The 12,923-nt window shown below is 65.3% G+C and carries 14 protein-coding genes; 11 read left to right on the top strand and 3 right to left on the bottom strand.

Annotated features, from left to right (window positions below; genetic code table 11):
• Positions 1–22 precede the first annotated feature (22 nt).
• The 6 genes from A3AS_RS0103775 to A3AS_RS0103750 all read left to right on the top strand — a co-directional run bounded on the left by A3AS_RS0103775 (position 23) and on the right by A3AS_RS0103750 (position 4,143).
• Positions 23–217, top strand: coding sequence for a twin transmembrane helix small protein (locus A3AS_RS0103775; RefSeq protein ID WP_018316269.1), 195 nt, complete (start codon positions 23–25; stop codon positions 215–217).
• Positions 218–283: 66 nt separating this feature from the next.
• The gene (locus A3AS_RS0103770; RefSeq protein WP_018316268.1) at positions 284–856 is read left to right on the top strand and encodes a cob(I)yrinic acid a,c-diamide adenosyltransferase; all 573 of its coding nucleotides are present in this window, start codon (positions 284–286) and stop codon (positions 854–856) included.
• Between the two features lie 127 nt (positions 857–983).
• Positions 984–1,733, top strand: a complete 750-nt coding sequence (locus A3AS_RS0103765) for an electron transfer flavoprotein subunit beta/FixA family protein (RefSeq protein ID WP_018316267.1) — start codon at positions 984–986, stop codon at positions 1,731–1,733.
• Entirely contained in the window at positions 1,733–2,677 is a 945-nt protein-coding gene (locus A3AS_RS0103760) for an electron transfer flavoprotein subunit alpha/FixB family protein (RefSeq protein WP_018316266.1), read from the top strand. The genes A3AS_RS0103765 and A3AS_RS0103760 overlap by 1 nt, the downstream gene beginning before the upstream one ends.
• 211 nt (positions 2,678–2,888) lie before the next feature.
• Complete coding sequence (locus A3AS_RS0103755) at positions 2,889–3,770, top strand: 3-hydroxybutyryl-CoA dehydrogenase (protein ID WP_026201637.1); 882 nt, start codon at positions 2,889–2,891, stop codon at positions 3,768–3,770.
• Between the two features lie 178 nt (positions 3,771–3,948).
• Positions 3,949–4,143, top strand: a complete 195-nt coding sequence (locus A3AS_RS0103750) for a hypothetical protein (RefSeq protein WP_018316264.1) — start codon at positions 3,949–3,951, stop codon at positions 4,141–4,143.
• 5 nt (positions 4,144–4,148) lie between these two features.
• Here the strand turns inward: A3AS_RS0103750 and A3AS_RS0103745 are convergent, their stop codons facing one another.
• A complete protein-coding gene (locus A3AS_RS0103745; RefSeq protein ID WP_018316263.1) occupies positions 4,149–4,814 on the bottom strand; it encodes a TlpA disulfide reductase family protein in 666 nt (221 codons plus the stop codon).
• A gap of 101 nt (positions 4,815–4,915) precedes the next feature.
• Here A3AS_RS0103745 and argH point away from each other — a divergent pair, with 101 nt between their 5' ends.
• From argH to lysA, 3 genes are all read left to right on the top strand, one after another.
• A complete protein-coding gene (argH, locus tag A3AS_RS0103740; protein WP_018316262.1) occupies positions 4,916–6,313 on the top strand; it encodes an argininosuccinate lyase in 1,398 nt (465 codons plus the stop codon).
• Between the two features lie 95 nt (positions 6,314–6,408).
• Positions 6,409–6,702: a lipoprotein gene (locus A3AS_RS0103735; protein ID WP_026201636.1), complete on the top strand. Its 294-nt coding sequence runs from the start codon at positions 6,409–6,411 to the stop codon at positions 6,700–6,702.
• Between the two features lie 23 nt (positions 6,703–6,725).
• Positions 6,726–7,991, top strand: coding sequence for a diaminopimelate decarboxylase (lysA, locus tag A3AS_RS0103730; protein ID WP_018316260.1), 1,266 nt, complete (start codon positions 6,726–6,728; stop codon positions 7,989–7,991).
• 103 nt (positions 7,992–8,094) lie between these two features.
• On the opposite strand, the gene A3AS_RS0103725 is transcribed toward lysA, so the two are convergent.
• On the bottom strand, positions 8,095–8,985 hold the full coding sequence (locus A3AS_RS0103725; RefSeq protein WP_018316259.1) for an NAD(P)-dependent oxidoreductase: 891 nt from the start codon (positions 8,983–8,985) through the stop codon (positions 8,095–8,097).
• A 230-nt stretch (positions 8,986–9,215) separates the two neighbouring features.
• Positions 9,216–9,599, bottom strand: a complete 384-nt coding sequence (locus A3AS_RS0103720) for a carboxymuconolactone decarboxylase family protein (protein ID WP_018316258.1) — start codon at positions 9,597–9,599, stop codon at positions 9,216–9,218.
• 166 nt (positions 9,600–9,765) lie between these two features.
• Here A3AS_RS0103720 and A3AS_RS0103715 point away from each other — a divergent pair, with 166 nt between their 5' ends.
• Both A3AS_RS0103715 and A3AS_RS0103710 read left to right on the top strand, forming a co-directional pair.
• Positions 9,766–11,715 (top strand): TIGR02302 family protein, encoded by a 1,950-nt coding sequence (locus A3AS_RS0103715; protein ID WP_018316257.1) that lies wholly within the window; start codon positions 9,766–9,768, stop codon positions 11,713–11,715.
• Positions 11,703–12,848, top strand: a complete 1,146-nt coding sequence (locus A3AS_RS0103710; protein ID WP_018316256.1) for a DUF4175 family protein — start codon at positions 11,703–11,705, stop codon at positions 12,846–12,848. The genes A3AS_RS0103715 and A3AS_RS0103710 overlap by 13 nt, the downstream gene beginning before the upstream one ends.
• Positions 12,849–12,923: the final 75 nt, after the last annotated feature.

The raw sequence follows: 12,923 nt of genomic DNA, 5'->3' as shown, positions 1-12,923 counted from the left end.
CGCACGGTGTTATCACCCCCCAATGGCATCTCTCCTGACGACTTTCATCCTGCCGGCGGCAGCCGGCGCCGTGGCGTTGGTGCTGCTGCTCGGGCTCATCAACATGATGCGCGGCGGCTCGCCCAACATTTCGCAGAAGCTGATGCGCTGGCGCGTGCTGCTGCAATTCGTGGCGATCATCATCGCGATGCTCGCGGTCTGGGCGATGGGGCGTTAGGGCATGATCCGGAAAAGTGTGAAGCGGTTTTCCGACAGGATCATGCCCCAAAATTAAGAGTCTCCTATGGTCGTACTGAATCGCATCTACACCAAGACCGGTGACGACGGCACGACAGCGCTCGGAACCGGCGAGCGGCGTCCGAAATACGATCTGCGCATCGAGGCCTATGGCACCGTCGACGAGACCAACGCCGCGATCGGCGTGGTCAGGCTCCACACCGCGGACATGCCCGAGCTCGACGTGATGCTCGGCCGCATCCAGAACGACCTGTTCGATCTCGGCGCCGACCTCGCGGTGCCCGAGCGTGAGGGCAAGGCGGAGCGGCTGCGGGTGGTGGCGAGCCAGGTCGAGCGGCTCGAGCGCGACATCGACGCGCTCAACGACAAGCTCGCGCCGCTGACCTCCTTCGTGCTTCCCGGCGGCACGCCGACTGCGGCCTATCTCCACGTGGCGCGCACGATATGCCGCAGGGCGGAACGGGTGATCGTGGAACTGGCGGCGCAACCCGGGGAGCAGGTCAGCGCGGCTGGCATCCAATATATGAATCGCCTGTCGGACTTCCTGTTCGTGGCCAGCCGGGCCGCCAACGGGAATGGCGCCGGCGACGTGCTTTGGGTTCCGGGCCAGAACCGCTGACCTACCGTGCCCTCTGCATTTCAGAAGGCCGAAATTAGACTCGTTCGCGCGTTGACCGGGGCAGATCAGGCCTTTAGGTTCCGCGCCAGTTGATAACCCCCCTCCCAAATTGAGTGAAAGAGGATCGATGAAGGTCTTAGTGCCGGTAAAGCGGGTGGTCGATTACAACGTCAAGGTCCGCGTCAAGGGCGATGGATCGGGCGTTGAACTCGCCAACGTCAAGATGTCGATGAACCCGTTCGACGAAATCGCGGTTGAGGAAGCACTGCGCCTGAAGGAAGCCGGCAAGGCGACCGAAGTCGTGGTGGTTTCCATTGGACCTGCGCAGGCGTCGGAGACGATCCGCACGGGTCTTGCCATGGGCGCCGATCGCGGCATCCTGGTGAAGGCCGAGGGCACGGTCGAACCGCTCGCGGTCGCCAAGATCCTGAAGAAGGTTGCGGAAGAAGAGCAGCCCGGCCTGATCATTCTCGGCAAGCAGGCGATCGACGACGACAGCAACCAGACCGGCCAGATGCTGGCTGCGTTGCTCGGCTGGTCGCAGGCGACGTTCGCTTCGAAGCTCGAGGTCGAAGGTTCTGACTTCAAGGTCACGCGCGAAGTCGATGGCGGTCTCCAGACCGTGAAGCTGAAGGGACCGACGATCGTCACCACCGATCTGCGTCTCAACGAGCCGCGCTATGCCTCGCTGCCGAACATCATGAAGGCCAAGAAGAAGCCGATCGCCGACAAGACCGTCGCCGATTACGGCGTCGACGTCGCTCCGCGTCTCGAGGTCGTCAAGACGACGGAGCCGGCCGGCCGCAAGGCGGGCGTCAAGGTCAAGGACGTCGCCGAGCTGGTGTCGAAACTCAAGAACGAAGCCGGGGTGCTCTGATGACGACGCTGCTGATTGCCGAACACGACAATGCGTCGCTCAAGGATGCGACCAACAAGGCCCTGACCGCGGCCGCCGCGCTCGGCGCGGACGTCGAGGTCCTCGTTGCCGGCCAGAACGCCAAGGCCGCGGCGGATGCCGCTGCCAAGCTTGCCGGCGTCAAGAAGGTGCTGCTCGCCGACGGCGAGCTCTACGCCCACGATCTCGCCGAGCCGCTGGCCGCGCTGATCGTCTCGCTGGCCTCCGGCTACGATGCGATCGTCGCGCCCGCGACCTCGCGCTTCAAGAACGTGATGCCGCGCGTCGCCGCCCTGCTCGACGTCATGCAGGTCTCGGAGATCATCAAGGTGGTCGCCCCCGACACCTATGAGCGTCCGATCTATGCCGGTAACGCCATCCAGACGGTGAAGTCCAAGGACGCCAAGAAGGTCATCACGGTGCGGACCTCGACCTTCGCCGCAGCCGGCGAGGGCGGCAGCGCGGCGGTCGAGACCGTCGCGGCGGCGGCCGATCCGGCCCTGTCGTCCTTCATCGGCGAGGAGGTCGCCAAGAGCGACCGTCCCGAGCTGACCTCGGCCAAGATCATCGTCTCCGGTGGCCGCGCCATGCAGAGCCGCGAGAATTTTGCCAAGTACATCGAGCCGCTCGCTGACAAGCTTGGGGCCGGTGTCGGTGCCTCGCGCGCGGCGGTGGACGCCGGCTACGCCCCGAACGACTGGCAGGTCGGCCAGACCGGCAAGGTGGTGGCGCCCGAGCTCTATGTCGCCGTCGGCATTTCCGGCGCCATCCAGCATCTGGCCGGCATGAAGGACTCCAAGGTGATCGTCGCGATCAACAAGGACGAGGACGCGCCGATCTTCCAGGTTGCCGATTACGGCCTGGTCGCCGATCTCTACCAGGCGGTTCCGGAGCTGACGGCCGAACTCGGCAAGCTCGGCAAGTAAAAGACGCCAAAAACACCGGCCGGAGGCATAAACTCCGGCCGGTGTTTCATTTCTGAAGCGTTTTCTTTGGCGTGGGGCACGCCTTCGAAGCGATCCAATCTAGGTTTCGAGCCCGGGTTCTGATTAAATCAAGGTTCTGATCAAATCAGACCTCCCGGCTCTGGGGGATAGGCAGGCGCGCTCGTCGCGCGCCGTTCCGGTGGATGACAAGATGGCGGCAGTGATCAAGAAGGTCGGCGTGATCGGCGCGGGTCAGATGGGCAATGGCATCGCGCATGTTGCGGCGCTGGCCGGTTTCGACGTGGTGCTCAACGACGTTTCGGTTGATCGCCTCAAGTCGGGCATGGCCACCATCAACGGTAATCTGGCGCGCCAGGTCTCCAAGAAGGCCGTCTCCGAGGACGACAAGGCCAAGGCGATGGCGCGCATCACGTCCGCCGAGAAGCTGGACGACCTCGCCGATTGCGACCTCGTGATAGAGACCGCGGTCGAGAAGGAAGAGGTCAAGCGCAAGATCTTCCACGAGCTCTGCGCCGTGTTGAAGCCCGAGGCGATCGTCGCCTCCGATACGTCCTCGATCTCGATCACCCGGCTTGCCGCCGCCACCGACCGGCCCGAGCGCTTCATCGGCATTCACTTCATGAATCCGGTGCCGCTGATGGAGCTGGTGGAGCTGATCCGCGGCATCGCCACCGACGACCAGACCTTCGAGGCGTCCAAGGAATTCGTCGCCAAGCTCGGCAAGCAGGTCGCGGTGTCCGAGGATTTCCCGGCCTTCATCGTCAACCGCATCCTGCTGCCGATGATCAACGAGGCGATCTACACGCTGTATGAAGGCGTCGGAAATGTCGAGGCGATCGACGCGGCCATGAAGCTTGGCGCGCACCATCCGATGGGCCCGCTGGAGCTGGCCGATTTCATCGGCCTGGATACCTGCCTCTCGATCATGCAGGTGCTGCATGAGGGGCTGGCCGATTCCAAGTACCGCCCGTGCCCGCTGCTAGTGAAATACGTCGAGGCCGGCTGGCTCGGTCGCAAGACCCAGCGCGGCTTCTACGACTACCGCGGCGCCAAGCCGGTTCCGACGCGCTAAGGCGGCGGTGCCGTAGGGTGGGCAAAGCGAAGCGTGCCCACGCATTTTTCGCGACCCTGGTGAGGTGGTGGGCACGGCGCAAGTGCGCCTTTGCCCACCCTACGGCACCTATCCTATGTCGATTCATGTCGCGTTAACCCCTCGCGCCTAGGCTGCAGCCGGTAAGAGGGTTCGCGTAATGGACATGATGGCAATGGTCAGCACCATGCTGGCCGCTCAGCAAGGCGCGTTGCAGTCGAATATTGCGGCGACGCTGACCAAGCAGAACGCGGATATGGAGAAATCCACCGTCTTGACGCTGCTCGGTGCGGGTCAGCCGTCGCTGGCCAATGTCGGTGCCGGCGTCGGCGGCAACCTCAACATCACCGCCTGAAAATCCTAGAGCGCTGCGGCGGCCTTGCCCGTCGCCGCCCGGATCAACTTGAGCGCGTCCTCGCTCGCCCATTCCGCCGGCCCCGCGATCGTCGCAATCTCGCAGCCTTGCGGATCGACCAGCACCGAGGTGGGCATGCCGAGCGCCCGGCCTATCGCCTTAAGATCCTGAAAAACCTTGGCTTTCTGATCGCTGAAATAGCTGAGCCGGGCCAGATTGGCCTCTTTCAGGAAGGTCTTCGGCTTCTCGGGGTCGCGAGTGTCGATATTGATCGCCACCACCTCGAAATTCGGGCCCGACAGCTTGCCCTGGAGCTCGTCCAGCGCCGGCATTTCCTTCCGGCATGGCACGCACCAGGTGGCCCAGAGGTTCACCAGCAGCGTCTTGCCGCGGAAATCGGACAGCTTTTTCGGCTTGCCGTCGGCATCCTCGAAGGCGAGGTCGGGCAGCTTCAGCGGCGCGCTCGCCATGGTCAGCGCCGCCACCTCGCCATGGGCCAGCGGGGCGATCTTCTGCGCCGTAGCCACCGCCGCCCGGCAGGCCGGATCGCCTGATGGGGCCCGGCTCAGGCCCAGTCCGTACAGCGCGGCGAAGCCGGCCAGCCCTACGACCGCCACGGTGGCGATGACGAGGGGGACCCGGCGCGTGGCGGAGGGCGTCTTGTCGAGCATATCGTTTGTCATCCGGTCGCAGATATGGCTATCAGGGGCCTCTTAATACGGCTGGCGGCGGCCAGCAAACGTGCGGCAAATCAAGGCGTGAGTAGGGGATCATGAGCAACAAGATGTGGGGCGGCCGGTTCTCGGAACGTCCCGACGAGATCATGGAAGAGATCAACGTCTCCATCGACGTCGATCGTCACCTCTTCGCCCAGGACATTGCCGCGTCCAAGGCCCACGCTGCGATGCTTGCCGCGAAGGGCATCATCACGGGTTCTGATGCGAAAAATATCGGCAAGGGTCTAGACACGATTTTGTCAGAGATCGGCAAGGGCGGCTTCGAGTTCAAGCGCGCGCTCGAGGACATCCATATGAATGTCGAGAGCCGCTTGACCGAGCTGATCGGTCCCGCCGCCGGCCGCCTGCACACCGCGCGCTCGCGCAATGACCAGGTCGCGACCGATTTCCGTCTCTACGTCCGTGACATCATCGACGAAACCGACGCGGCGCTCGCCGCGTTCCAGGCCGCGCTGGTCAATCGCGCGCTGGAGCATGCCGCAACCGTGATGCCCGGTTTCACCCATCTGCAGACCGCTCAGCCCGTGACCTTCGGCCATCATCTGCTCGCCTATGTCGAGATGGCCGCGCGCGATCGCGGCCGCTTCCAGGATGCGCGCAAGCGGCTGAATGAATCCCCGCTCGGCGCCGCCGCGCTGGCCGGCACCTCGTTCCCGATCGACCGTCACGCCACCGCGAAGGCGCTTCTCTTCGACCGTCCGATGGCGAACTCGCTCGATGCCGTCTCCGACCGCGACTTCGTGCTGGAGGCATTATCGGCGGCTTCGATCTGCGCCGTGCACATGTCGCGCTTTGCCGAGGAGATCGTGATCTGGACCTCGCCGCTGGTCGGCATGATCCGGCTGAGCGACAAGTTCACCACCGGCTCCTCCATCATGCCGCAGAAGCGCAATCCGGATGCCGCCGAACTGGTGCGCGCCAAGACCGGCCGCGTCATCGGCGCGCTCAACGGCCTGTTGATCGTGATGAAGGGCCTGCCGCTCGCCTATCAAAAGGACATGCAGGAGGACAAGCAGGGCGCCATGGAGGGCTTTGCCGCGCTGTCGCTGGCGATCCGCGCCATGACCGGCATGGTTCGCGATCTCGTGCCTGACGAAGCCAAGATGAAGCTTGCTGCAGGCGAGGGCTATTCCACCGCGACCGATCTCGCCGACTGGCTGGTGCGGACGCTGAAAATGCCGTTCCGCGAGGCCCATCACGTCACCGGCCGCATCGTCGCCAAGGCCGCCGAGGGTGGCGTCCCCCTGCACGAGCTGCCGCTCAAGGAGATGCAGGCGATCGAGCCCAAGATCACCAAGGACGTGCTCGGCGTGCTCTCGGTCGAATCATCGGTGAAGAGCCGCACGAGCTACGGCGGCACCGCGCCGAAGAACGTGGCGTCGCAGGCCAAGGCCTGGGCGAAGCGGCTGGAAAAAGAGCGAAAATTGGGCTGAGGAGCAAAATTTCGCTTATGTTTCATGGTCATCCGGCTCTCGCCAGAGCGCGCCAATCTCTGTATGGTGCGCCCCGCGTAGTGGGGAATTTCGTCGTGACGTCAAAGTTTCGCCCGGCCGGCTCGGGGTGGGCCATCATTGTCTTGAGCCTGACGGCGCTCGCGCTTGCCGGCTGCGGCCGCAAGGGTCCGCTGGATTTGCCGCCGACCGCCTCCAACGCGCCAACGGGCAACGTCGCAGCTCCGACCGACACCGAGACCGCAGCCCAGAAGACGCCGAGCCTTTTCGACCCAACCTCCGGAGCGGATGCCGCACCGGCGGCGGCCAAGGGTAGGAAAAAACCGTTTATTCTCGACCCGCTGTTGGACGAACCTCCCGGCAAGAAATAAGCCGGGACAACCGAGCCTGCGTCATGAACCATTTCGACTATCGCAACGGCGTGCTGCACGCCGAGGCGGTGAACCTGTCCGAGCTGGCCGCAACCGTCGGCACGCCGTTCTATTGCTATTCGACCGCGACGCTGGAGCGGCACTATCGCGTCTTCACCGATGCCTTCGCCGGCGAGAAGGTGCTGGTCTGCTACGCCATGAAGGCGAACTCGAACCAGTCGGTGCTGCGCACGCTCGCCAAGCTCGGCGCCGGCGCCGACGTGGTCTCCGGCGGTGAGTTGAAGCGCGCGCTGGCCGCGGGTATTCCGCCGAACAAGATCCTGTTCTCCGGCGTCGGCAAGACCGAACAAGAGCTGCGCGCCGCGCTCGCCGCCGACATCCTCTGCCTCAACGTCGAATCCGAGCCCGAGCTCGAGCTGCTGTCGCGCCTGGCGACCGAGACGGGCAAGACCGCGCGCGTCTCGCTGCGCGTCAACCCCGATGTCGACGCCGGCACCCACGCCAAGATCTCGACCGGCAAGTCCGAGAACAAGTTCGGCATTCCGATCGTGCATGCCCGCGAGGTCTATGCCCGTGCCGCGAAACTCCCGGGCATCGAGGTGACGGGCACCGACGTGCACATCGGCAGCCAGATCACTGACCTCTCCGGCATGGAGACCGCCTTCCGCATCCTCTCCGAATTCGTGCAGACGCTGCGCGCCGACGGCCACAACATCTCCCATGTCGATTTCGGCGGCGGCCTCGGCATTCCCTATTACATGGACCGCGAGGCGCCGCCGGCGCCGGCGGCCTACGCCGCCATGGTCAAGCGCGTCAGCCACAATCTCGGCTGCACGCTGATGTTCGAGCCGGGCCGCATGATCGTCGGCAATGCCGGCATCCTGGTCGCCAAGGTGATCTATGTGAAGCATGGCGACGGCAAGAATTTCGTCATCATCGACGCCGCCATGAACGACCTCATCCGCCCGACGCTGTACGAGGCGCATCACGACATCCTGCCGGTGACGCAGCCCACCAAGGGCGCCGCCACCATCATGGCCGACGTCGTCGGCCCGGTCTGCGAGACCGGCGACTATCTCGCGCTCGACCGCACGCTGCCGACGCCCGCGCCCGGCGATCTCATCGCCATCATGACCGCCGGCGCCTATGGCGCGGTGCAAGCCGGCACCTACAACACCCGCCCGCTGGTGCCGGAGGTGCTGGTGAAGGACGATCAGTACGCCGTGGTCCGCCCGCGCATCGAGGTCGAGCAGCTGATCGCGATGGATACGCCCGCGCCGTGGCTGTGAGACAGTGATCGTAGCTCGGATGGAGCGCAGCGAAATCCGGGTTCTCGCCGAGCCGTAACAACCCCGGATTACGCTGCGCTCCCTCCGGGCTACGGGTTTGGCGTTATTTTTTTTCGCCCACCACGACCCCCGCCTTCTTCTCGATCGGCCTGATCGCCGCGGTGAAATCGGACTCGGCGCCTTCTGCGCTGATCACGGTCTCCCACAACCGCCCGACCGCGTCCGCGACCTCCATCGACAGGCCGAGCTGCTTCATCTCCTCCAGCGCCAGCCGGACGTCCTTCACCATCAGTCCCGTAGCGAAGCCGAAATCGAAGCTGCGCGGCAGCACGGCGCGCGGAAACTTGTCGCGGCTCGCCGTGTTCATGCCGGAGCCGGCGTTGATGACGTCGATCATCACGGCGGGATCGAGCCCGGCCTTCACGCCCATCACCACGGCTTCCGACGTCGCCACGATCGCGGTGGCCGACAGGAAATTGTTGGCGAGCTTCATGGTCTGCGCCGCGCCGGGCTTCTCGCCGATGAAGAACACTTTTCCGATCACGTCGAGGGCGGGCTTGAGCAGCTCGAATTCCGCTCTCGGACCGGAGACCATTACCGCCAACGTGCCCTTCTCGGCGCCGCCGACGCCGCCGGAGACGGGGCAGTCGATCTGGACGATGTTGCGCTTGGCGAGCAGGTCGTGAATCTTCACGGCCATCGCCGAGCCGACGGTAGAGAGGTCGATGAAGCGTTTTGCGCGGCGGCCCTCGATCACGCCGTTCGCTCCCGTTGCAACCTCGAGCGAAGCTTGCAGCGATGGCAGGCTCGCCATCACGGTCTCGACCTGATCGGCGACGTCCTTCGGCGATGTTGCCGCCGTCGCGCCACGTGCCGTGAGCTTGTCCGTGACCTCCTTGCGCGTGTCGAACACGACGAGCCTGTGTCCCGCCTCGATCAGCCGCCGCGCCATCGGGAAACCCATGTTTCCGAGCCCGATGAATCCCATGTCCATGGTGTTTCCTTGTGGTTGTTATTCGTTGGTGGTTGAACGTGAAGCGGCGATCATTCTTCCCTCGTCGTCCCGGGGCATCGCGAAGCGATGAGCCCGGGACCCACCCCAGGGAGGAGTCGTTGCGCGGAAGCGGTCACTCCGAGTCCCGCTAACCACCGCTGCCTGTGATTATGGGTCCCGGGTTCGCGCTACGCGCGCCCCGGGACGACAGCGGAGATTTTGACGACATCTCACGCCTTGCCATCGATCTCCGCAAACACCTCGCGCGCGATGCGGAAACTGTCGACTGCGGCGGGCATGCCGCCATAGATCGCGACCTGCATCAGGATCTCGCGGATCTCCTCGCGGCTGACGCCATTGGTCAGCGCGCCCTTCAGATGCGCGCGAAACTCGTGCTGGCGGTTGAGGATCGCGATCATGGCGATGTTGAGCATGCTGCGGGTCTTGCGCGGCAGCTCCTCGCGGCCCCACACCGTGCCCCAGCAATATTCGTTCAGCATCTCCTGGAACGGGCGGTTGAAGTCGTCGACATTCTTCAGCGCGTTGTTGACATAGGCCTCGCCCAGCACCGCTTTGCGGACTTCCAGGCCCTTGTCGTGCATCTTCTTGTCCATGGCGTTTCCTCTCGTCTCCCCTCGGGGCGGCGCGGAAATTACGGGGTTGCAGCGGGCCAGTCACGTCCTCGTGTTATGCGGGAAAAGGGGTGTCTCCCGTACCGGAACGGATGCCTCAGTGCTGCCGTTGTGATAGGCTTCTCTACCGGGCAACCTGGAGAGTTGATTGAACGGCGTCACCCCCGACCCGTCAGACCCGATCCGCAACGGCGATGCTCTGTCGCGGCTGAAGCTGGCGCAGGCCCTCGATCGGGCCATTTATGCCATCGCGTGGGAGCGTGCCTGGCCGAATTTGGCGCGGCTGCTGACCGTCGTCGGCCTGTTCCTGGTGGTGTCCTGGGCCGGCCTTTGGCTGGCGCTGCCGTTCGTTGCCCGTGCCATCGGTCTCGTCGTTTTCGCCGGCATCGCGATTGCCGTCCTGTTTCCCTTGATTCGCTTCCGCTGGCCGAGCCGCGAGGAGGCGCTCAGCCGGCTCGATCGTGGCTCCGGCATCCGTCATCGCCCGGCCACGACGCTGACGGACACGCTGTCCTCGCAGGACCCGGTCGCACAGGCGCTGTGGCAGGCGCAGCGCGAGCGTACGCTGGCCTCGCTCAAGCGCATCCGCGCCGGGCTGCCGCATCCGCGGCTCGCGTTGCATGATCCCTGGGCGCTGCGCGCGCTGGTCATGGTGATGCTGGTCGCGACCTTCTTCGCCGCCGGCGACGAGCGCGCGATGCGGCTCGGGGCCGCCTTCGACTGGAACGGCGTGCTGGCGCCGGCCAATGTTCGCGTCGATGCCTGGGTCACTCCGCCGCTCTATACCGGCAAGCCGCCGGTCATCCTGTCGGCCGCCAACAAGGAGGCCGCGGCGCTGCCCGCCGCCGGCCCGCTTGCCGTTCCCGCCGGCTCGACCCTGATCGTGCGCTCCTCCGGCGGCAGCCTGGATGTCGTTGTCTCCGGCGGCCTCAAGGAGGTTGCTTCCGCGGAAGCCGCGCCCAAGGGCACCAACGAGAAGCATTTCACCATCACGGCAGATGGCACCGCGCATGTCCGCGCGCCCTCCGGCCAGCCGCAATGGGCGTTTGCGGCAACGCCGGACCGTGCACCGACGATCGCGCTCGCCAAGGATCCCGAGCGCCAGGCGCGCGGCGGGCTCCAGCTCTCCTACAAGATCGAGGACGATTATGGCGTGACCGGCGCGGATGCCCACATTGCCCTGCGCCCCGCCGACGCCAGGGATGGTAGCAAGGATGGTAGCAAGGATTCCGACGGCAAGGCCGCGGCGCGGCCGCTGTTCCAGCCGCCGCAATTCCCGCTCGTACTGCCGAACGCGCGCACCCGCAACGGCGTCGGCCAGACCGTGAAGGACCTCAGCGAAGACCCCTATGCCGGCGCCGACGTCACGCTGACGCTCACCGCCAAGGACGAGGCCGGCAACGAGGCCAGGAGCGAACCCTTCAACATGCGCCTGCCCGAGCGTCTGTTCACCAACTCGCTCGCACGCGCGCTGATCGAGCAGCGCCGTATCCTCGCGCTCGACGCCAACAGGAATTCGGACGTCTACACCGCGCTCGACGCGCTGATGATCGCACCCGAATTGTTCACGCCGGATGCTGGCTGCTATCTCGGCCTCCGCAGCCTCGCGAGCCAGCTCGAGGCTGCCCGCACCGACGATGCGCTGCGCAACGTGGTGGCGAGCATGTGGGCCTTCGCGACGACCATCGAGGACGACGGCGTCGCCGGCAGCGTCAACGCCGCGCTGCGCTCGGCGCAGGACGCGCTCAAGGCGGCGCTGGACCGCGGCGCCAGCGAGGACGAGCTCAGGGTGCTGACGCAGAAGCTGCGCGAGGCCATGGCCGGCAAGGTGCGCGATCTCGCCCGCCGCGCCGAGCAGAATCCGCTCGGCGCCCGGCAGCCGTTCCCGGCGGAGGTCCAGCTCATCCTCGACAAGGCCGTCGAGCTGCGACAAAAGACCCAGCACGCGACGCCCGAACAGCTCGCCGAGCTGGCGCAGCAGCAGGACGTCTTGCGCGAGCAGCTTCAGGCCTATCGCAAGTCGGCGAACAACCGTGCCAACAAGGCGGGGGACGACAGGACCAACCAGTTTACGCGGGACCGGAAATGCGGAAGCTAGCACCCGTGCCAGTCTTGAAGGCGATGTCGATCGCCTGCCTCGCCTTGCTGTTGGGCGGCGTCTTGCCGGCCGCCGCACAGCTGGATCAGGATCCCGATGCGCTGCTCGACAGCGCGGAAAAGGCGATGCAGGAATCCGGCGACAGCCTCAGGCAGAAGGAATCCGGGAAGAGCCTGAGCAACCAGTCCGACGCCATTCAGAAGCTCGAGGAATACAAGCGCGCCACGGAAAGAAGCCAGTCTTCCAATCGCGATCGTTCCGTCATCACGCAGCGCGATCTGGACGACCTCCTGCGGCAGATCGAGAAGGCGGCGCGCGAGGGCAATAAAGAGGCGGCCCAGCGCATGCTCGAGCAGCTCGCGCAGATCATGGAAAATCTCCAGATGGCGCAGCCCGGGCAATCCGGCGAGAGCGACATGGAGCAGGCGCTGAACGAGCTCAGCGACATGATCCGCAAGCAGCAGCAGTTGCGCGACAAGACTTTCAAGCAGGGCCAGGATTCCCGGCGTGACCGCTCGCGCGGCAAGCAGCAGGGCGACCAGTCGATGTCGGACCTGCAGCAGGATCAGCAGTCGCTGCGCGACCGCTTGAAGAAGCTGCAGGATGAGCTCGCCAAGCGCGGCCTCGCACAGAAGGGACAAAAGGGTCAAAAAGGCCAGCAAGGTCAGAAAGGCCAGCAGGGCGACCCGGGCCAGAGCGGCGATCAGGACGGCGATCAGGGTGATGACGACGGCAGCCTCGACGCCGCCGACGGTGCCATGGGTGATGCCGGCTCGAAGCTCGGTGAAGGCAATGCCGACGGTGCCGTGGATTCGCAGGGCAAGGCTCTCGACGCGATGCGCAAGGGCGCGCAGAAGATGGCCGAGGCGATGCAGCAGGGCGATGGCGACGGGCAGGGCGATGGTCCCGGCAATCGGGCCGGCCGTCAGCAGAGCGGCGGCAACCAGACCGATCCGCTCGGGCGCCCGCTTCATGGCCGCGATCTCAGCGACGACTACACCGTCAAGATCCCGGGCGAGATCGACGCCCAGCGCGTCCGCCGCATCCTCGAAGAGCTCCGCCGCCGCCTCGGCGACAGCTCGCGTCCGCAGATCGAGCTCGACTACATCGAGCGGCTGCTGAAGGATTTTTGAGGCGGCCCAGTACGTGCCCTATCTATCACCGTCACCCTGAGGTGCTCGCCTCTTCGGCGAGCCTCGAAGGGCGAC

Origin of the sequence: Bradyrhizobium sp. WSM2793 (genome assembly GCF_000379585.1) — a bacterium.
GTDB lineage: Bacteria > Pseudomonadota > Alphaproteobacteria > Rhizobiales > Xanthobacteraceae > Bradyrhizobium.
The sequence above is the reverse complement of the archived record's forward strand: the minus strand, read 5'-3'. Positions and strand labels throughout refer to the sequence as shown.

What these genes read in the sequence shown, in the direction of transcription:
- A3AS_RS0103775 (WP_018316269.1), top strand. Translation starts at nt 23, where the DNA reads ATGGCATCTCTCCTGACGACTTTCATCCTGCCGGCGGCAGCCGGCGCC.
- A3AS_RS0103770 (WP_018316268.1), top strand. Translation starts at nt 284, where the DNA reads ATGGTCGTACTGAATCGCATCTACACCAAGACCGGTGACGACGGCACG.
- A3AS_RS0103765 (WP_018316267.1), top strand. Translation starts at nt 984, where the DNA reads ATGAAGGTCTTAGTGCCGGTAAAGCGGGTGGTCGATTACAACGTCAAG.
- A3AS_RS0103760 (WP_018316266.1), top strand. Translation starts at nt 1,733, where the DNA reads ATGACGACGCTGCTGATTGCCGAACACGACAATGCGTCGCTCAAGGAT.
- A3AS_RS0103755 (WP_026201637.1), top strand. Translation starts at nt 2,889, where the DNA reads ATGGCGGCAGTGATCAAGAAGGTCGGCGTGATCGGCGCGGGTCAGATG.
- A3AS_RS0103750 (WP_018316264.1), top strand. Translation starts at nt 3,949, where the DNA reads ATGGACATGATGGCAATGGTCAGCACCATGCTGGCCGCTCAGCAAGGC.
- A3AS_RS0103745 (WP_018316263.1), bottom strand. Translation starts at nt 4,814, where the DNA reads ATGCTCGACAAGACGCCCTCCGCCACGCGCCGGGTCCCCCTCGTCATC.
- argH (WP_018316262.1), top strand. Translation starts at nt 4,916, where the DNA reads ATGAGCAACAAGATGTGGGGCGGCCGGTTCTCGGAACGTCCCGACGAG.
- lysA (WP_018316260.1), top strand. Translation starts at nt 6,726, where the DNA reads ATGAACCATTTCGACTATCGCAACGGCGTGCTGCACGCCGAGGCGGTG.
- A3AS_RS0103725 (WP_018316259.1), bottom strand. Translation starts at nt 8,985, where the DNA reads ATGGACATGGGATTCATCGGGCTCGGAAACATGGGTTTCCCGATGGCG.
- A3AS_RS0103720 (WP_018316258.1), bottom strand. Translation starts at nt 9,599, where the DNA reads ATGGACAAGAAGATGCACGACAAGGGCCTGGAAGTCCGCAAAGCGGTG.
- A3AS_RS0103710 (WP_018316256.1), top strand. Translation starts at nt 11,703, where the DNA reads ATGCGGAAGCTAGCACCCGTGCCAGTCTTGAAGGCGATGTCGATCGCC.